Genomic DNA, 228 nt, shown 5'->3' with positions numbered 1-228 from the left:
CCGGTGCGGTAGAGGCGTGAGCCCGCCTCGCCGTGGGGGTTGGGGAGGAACTTCTCGGCGGTGAGGTCGGGGCGGCCGAGGTAGCCGCGGGCCAGGCCGGTGCCGGCGATGTAGACCTCACCGGCCACGCCGACCGGGGCCGGCTCCAGCTCCTGGGTGAGGACGTACATCTGGGTGTTCGGGATCGGCGCGCCCAGCGGGATCGCCTCCGTCGCCGGGAGTTTGTCG

Annotated in this window: 1 protein-coding gene; it reads right to left on the bottom strand. The window is 73.7% G+C overall.

The genetic code is table 11. The features are described from left to right. Positions 1-228, bottom strand: a 228-nt coding sequence (locus IF54_RS40335; RefSeq protein ID WP_037821303.1) for an AMP-binding protein, incomplete at both ends; no start/stop codon positions are given.

The organism is Streptomyces sp. NRRL B-3229 (genome assembly GCF_000719505.1).
Classification (GTDB): Bacteria; Actinomycetota; Actinomycetes; order Streptomycetales; family Streptomycetaceae; genus Streptomyces; species Streptomyces griseorubiginosus.
Note: the sequence above shows the minus strand (reverse complement) of the source record. Positions and strands in the feature narration are given on the sequence as shown.